The sequence below is a fragment of the Pseudoalteromonas sp. S16_S37 genome, from assembly GCF_014694405.1.
Lineage (GTDB): Bacteria > Pseudomonadota > Gammaproteobacteria > Enterobacterales > Alteromonadaceae > Pseudoalteromonas.
This window is the reverse complement of the sequence record NZ_JAAUWV010000229.1, coordinates 1-312: the sequence shown is the minus strand read 5'-3', so window position 1 is coordinate 312 and position 312 is coordinate 1. Positions and strand designations below refer to the sequence as shown.

Genomic DNA, 312 nt, shown 5'->3' with positions numbered 1-312 from the left:
TGCGTGAAGATTGTATTTCTGTGCTAATTCAGCAACGGTTTTATCTCCTTTAGCGGCGGCCAAGGCCACTTTAGCTTTAAATTCAGGAGAGTGGTTTCTACGTTTTCTAGTCATCATCTGTTCCAATATTTTTGGTTACTATAAAAACAGAACAATCACTTAAAGTCATGTCCGAAAATTGGGGGCCAGTTCTTGTTGTGGTAATTGCCATTGCCCGAGAAATGGCAGCCTATATTTGGGCAATTGCCCGTGAAGTGGTCATTTCACCTGTTAATCCACGTTTAAGAATATCGAGAGTACCTGCATGATGAA

Annotated in this window: 1 pseudogene; it reads right to left on the bottom strand. The window is 41.0% G+C overall.

Annotation, left to right across the window (positions count from 1 at the left end):
• Positions 1-114: pseudogene (locus HC733_RS22750) on the bottom strand (IS3-like element ISVpa4 family transposase); the annotation flags it as partial.
• Positions 115-312: the final 198 nt, after the last annotated feature.